The 4,485-nt window shown below is 64.7% G+C and carries 3 protein-coding genes; all 3 read left to right on the top strand.

All coding sequences use genetic code 11. The features are described 5' to 3' along the window. The coding region (locus WBB85_RS02295) for a hypothetical protein (protein WP_432637005.1) at positions 1 to 207 on the top strand (207 nt) is incomplete at its 5' end. A gap of 19 nt (positions 208 to 226) precedes the next feature. Then, entirely contained in the window at positions 227 to 2,806 is a 2,580-nt protein-coding gene (locus tag WBB85_RS02290; RefSeq protein WP_432637004.1) for an SUMF1/EgtB/PvdO family nonheme iron enzyme, read from the top strand. After that, positions 2,803 to 4,269: a caspase family protein gene (locus WBB85_RS02285; protein WP_432637003.1), complete on the top strand. Its 1,467-nt coding sequence runs from the start codon at positions 2,803 to 2,805 to the stop codon at positions 4,267 to 4,269. Before WBB85_RS02290 ends, WBB85_RS02285 begins: the two co-directional genes overlap by 4 nt. Positions 4,270 to 4,485: the final 216 nt, after the last annotated feature.

Raw genomic sequence — 4,485 nt, 5'->3', positions numbered from 1 at the left:
ACGGAGGTCAAGATCGAACTTTCCGGGAAAGTCCTTGCCCTGATCGCTGATGCCCATCTTTTATTGCTTGAAAACAAGGCTTTGGAGGCATCCGGCAGCCTGCGTCGTTTAGAATACGTTTTGCCGGTCGGCAATGGCGATTGCCCTATTCTGTCAGCAGCCCGCCTCGATCTGGCCATTTTGGAATTGTGGGGCGGACAGAGCTGATCTTCGATCGGGAGTCCCCATGAACGACACTGCCAACAACGTCATCGACACCCGCCTGCAAGAGGCCCTGTCGCAGTATTTCAACGGTGTGACCTTGCGCGAAACCATCGGTGATTGCGCTGTCCTGACCGGCATCCGCAAGCAGAACGGCGCGCCGGTCGACATCTACACGCCGAGTTTCGCAGTGGCGGGCGACGACACCGCCTGCACCGGGATCGGCAAGGAATTCGAGCGCTTCGGCAAACTGACAACCTCGCGCCTGCAATCGACCGAACGCCTGCTTGCCTCGCGCGCCTTCCGCAAGACACCGGCGCTGGCGCTCCTGAGTTGCCCGGTGCCAGTCTTCGACGATGCGTTCGATACACGCTCGGCCGAGGCGCGGTTGCAGATCTTCGACGAGATCCTCGACGGTCTGGCGGCATTGCATTCGGCGGCAATCGTGCATGGCAACCTCAACCCCGACGCGGTGCGCCGGGAAAGTGCCGATGGTGCCTTGCGGCTCTGCGATTTCACATTTTCGGGCGGCCGGACGACGAGGGTGACGCGCCTGCCGCCCGCCTATCAGTCGCGCCACGTGATCAACAATTCTCAGATGCGGATGGTCGATGACATCTATGCGGCGGGTATGATCGGCTACCGCATCCTTCTGGGGCCGCATGGCGCGGAAAAGGTGCTGACCGGTGTGGCAGAGGCGCAGGACAATGAACGCATTGTGACCGCGATCCTGGGCGAGGAAACTGCCGCACCAATTGCCGAAGAGTTGTTCCGCGAGGGCCATCCGAGCGGCGAGCAGATCAGCCGCCTTCTGGCCCGCATGACCGGGCGTCTGGCCAATGCAGCACCCTACAGTTCGGCAGAAGCCGCGCTGAAGGCGTTCCGGTCGGTCGTTGCCAATCCGAGTGTCGGCATCGGCGGGGGCGAGCCCTCGCGCACCAGCACATCGCCGTCGCCCGATATCGCCATGGCCTCGGCCATGATGCCGCAGTCGGGCGGCGATGGAGTGTCGCGCACCACGGCAATTGCGCTCTTTGGCGGGTTCCTGATCAGCACGGCGGCGGCGGTCTATTACTTCGTCGAAAACAACGCCACGAACGATACGCTGATGCTGGCGATGCTAAGCCGGGCCGCGTTGCAATCCGAGCTTCGGGACAATGAGGCCCGGATCGGTGCGATCAAATCCGCAGCTGAGGCTTTGATTGGGGCTGACCGGCTTGTGACCGAAGCCCGGCTGAGGGGCGGCGACCGGGCCTCTGGCGCCTCCGTTGAGAGTCTGACCAGCGCAGAGACGGCCCACAAGGCGGCCGAGACTGCGTTTGCCGGTGACGACACCGATGCCGTGATGGGATCGGCGGAAATCGCTGTGAAGGACGCCAAAGGGGCGATTGCCGCCATTGAGGCTGCCATCGCCGCCGCGCGGCAGGCAGAGGACGCCGCGATCACGGCGGAAGAGGCGGCGCGGCTGGCCGGGGGCGAAGGTCTGGAAAGCTACGCTGAGGCCAGTGCGCGCGCCGCCAAGGCTGTGACAGCGCAGGACGGCGGAGAGATGGAGATTGCCGCCGGGCACTGGACCGGCGCGGCGGAGGGGTTCGGCGCGGTTCTGGCGCAATTGCAATCCGCCGCTATTGAGGCGCAACGCGCTGCGCGCGCTGCGAAATCCGCCGCCGAGGCAGAAAGCGGCAGTGCCGGATATGTGCTGGCCCTCGGGCTGGAACGCCGCGCCGAAGCGGCGTTCACGGCAGGCTCTTTTGCCGATGCTTCAAAACTCTTCAAGGCCGCCGAGCGCGCCTTTGCCACGGCCAAGACATCCGATGCAGCCCCGTCCACCGGCGCGCCAGATGCCGCCCTGCGTGAGGTAAGCCTGGGCGACAGTGCAGAACGTCTGGCCGAGGCAGTGGCACTCTGCCGCAATCAGGCGCCAATCCCGGCGTCGAGCTGCCCGCCCGCGCGCCCGGCAGATGAAGCCGCGCGCATTGCGACAGTTGCGCCTTTCGACCTTGACCGGACAGAGGTCAGCGCCGCCGACTTCGCGCGCTTCGTGGCCGACACGGCCTATGTCACCGAGGCCGAGCAGGGCGGGCGTATCGTGGCGCTGACCAGCAGCGGTGAGGCGCGGTTCATCGATGGTGGCTTCAGCTGGCACGCACCCGGCGGAAAAAATACGACATACGAAACAACCCCCGGCCTGCCGGTTACAAATGTGTCCATGAAAGATGCTGCCGCATATTGTGCCTGGGCCTCCGGGCGTCTGCCGAGCGAGGCAGAATGGGAGTTCGCCGCACGTGGCGGCGCGGATGTTGCGTTCCCCTTCGGCCCGTGGTCCGCCGATGCGATCGTCTGGCGTGGGGCGTCGGATCCCGCGATGCGGTTGCCGCAACCTGTCTTGACTGCCGGTCATGGCAATCAGGCAGGGTTCATCGGCCTATCCGGCAATGCCCGCGAATGGGTTCTGGCCGAGGACGGGGCCGTCCTGAAGGGCGGGTCGTGGAATTCAGCCAACCCGGCGGACCTGCGCATCTCGGCGCGGCTCGCAGTGCCCGAAAACGCCCCCGGCGTCGATTTCGGCTTTCGCTGCGCCCGCGATCTGGAGGCGTGGAAATGAACGCCCTTGGCCTCAGAACTGGCCTGACGGTGCTGGCGATTGCCACCACAGCCCCGGTCTTTGCGGCCGATCAGGCGCTGGTCATCGGCATCGATGACTATCCCGGTCTGTCTCTGGCCGTACCTCTGACCGGTGCCGTCGCGGATGCGCGGAATTTTGCGGATTTCCTGACCGACAAGATGGGGTTTGCCGCCGAAGGCATCACCCTGCTGACCGGCGCCGAGGCATCTGCCGATGCGATCATGCAGACGATCATCGACCGGCTGGTTGGTCAGTCGGCTTCTGGCGATCGGGTCGTCTTCTACTTCGCCGGGCTCGGGTCGCGGCTGACTATCCCCGGTGCAGAACCGACAGATGTGTTGTTGGCCCATGACGCGCCCGGCATTCTCGGCAATCTTCCGCGCGATACAATCGCCGATATTCTCGACCTGCTGGCCGAACGGCAGGTGACGGTTGTGATCGACGCGTCCTTTCGCAGCGATGCGACCGATCTGACCGGCACTTTGGCGACGGGGCGCAGCGTGGCGCTTGATGCCAATGGGTCGGGTGGCACGGCCCTGTCCGCCGATCCTTTCGGTATGGGCGAGACCGAGCGGGCAGTGTGGAATGCCGCCGCGCCGGATCAGTTCGCCTGGGAAACCTCCGGTCAGGGCGTGTTCACCCGGCTCTTTATCGATGCGCTTGGCAATGACGCGGCCGATGCCAATGGCAATGGCACGATCAGCAATTCCGAACTTCTGACCCATCTGCGCGCGCGGTCCGAGGAATGGTGCCGGGCCAATGCGGATTGCGGCGGTGCGGGCGGGGCGCTGATCCCGAATTTTTCGGGCCCCTTGCAAGATGCTGCGCTGGAAGCCGCGAAAGCGGCACCTCCGGCCCAAACCCGCCCCGAGGAGAAACCGCTGCCGGTTTCGGCGCTTGCGGAAAAGAACCTTAACCTCTCTGACACGCTCGGCTTTGTGACGGACCTTTTCACCCCCAGCAATGGCGCCAATCTGCGGCTTGAATTGTCGCAGGACGGGCCGCTGAAGGTCGGTGATATCGTGTCATTCACCGCCACCGCCACCGCCGAACGGCCCGGCACGCTGGTCTTGCTGGATGTCAATCCAAAGGGCGAGCTGGCGCAGGTCTTCCCCTCCAGCCTTGCCCGGAACGGCGCGACCCGGATGCAGGCGGGCGAGACACTGACCATTCCGAACGGCAACAGCGCCGATGGCGTGCCGCTGACGGTCCGCGTCACCGAACCGGCGGGCGCGGGGTTTTTGTTGGGGCTTTTCATCGAAGACGATCTGCCGCGCCTGACTGCCATCCTGCCTGAAAACCTTGAAGGCGGGCCGGTGCCGAATGCCGGTCAGTATCTTTACGAGATCGCGCAGGATCTGCTGAGGCTGCAGGCTGACGGGTCCGGATCTGCGGCCACCGAATGGTCGGCCACCTACCTGCCTTACGAAATCATTCCCTGAACCGGAAAAGGAGCATCCCGACATGCCGCGTACGCTCAGTTCCCACCCATCACCCCGCCAGTTCGGTCTGGGTGCGCTTGCGCTCTGCCTTTGCTCCGGCGGTGCCTTGGCCTGCCCGCAATATGATGCAGCCGTTGCCGCGGTCGAAGCGGACGATGCCCCTAAGGTCGCCGCCATTTACGAGGATATCGCCCTCGCGCCCGACTGTGACGACGC

The sequence above is a fragment of the Albidovulum sp. genome (assembly GCF_049646345.1).
Classification (GTDB): Bacteria; Pseudomonadota; Alphaproteobacteria; order Rhodobacterales; family Rhodobacteraceae; genus Albidovulum.
The sequence above is the reverse complement of the archived record's forward strand: the minus strand, read 5'-3'. Positions and strand labels throughout refer to the sequence as shown.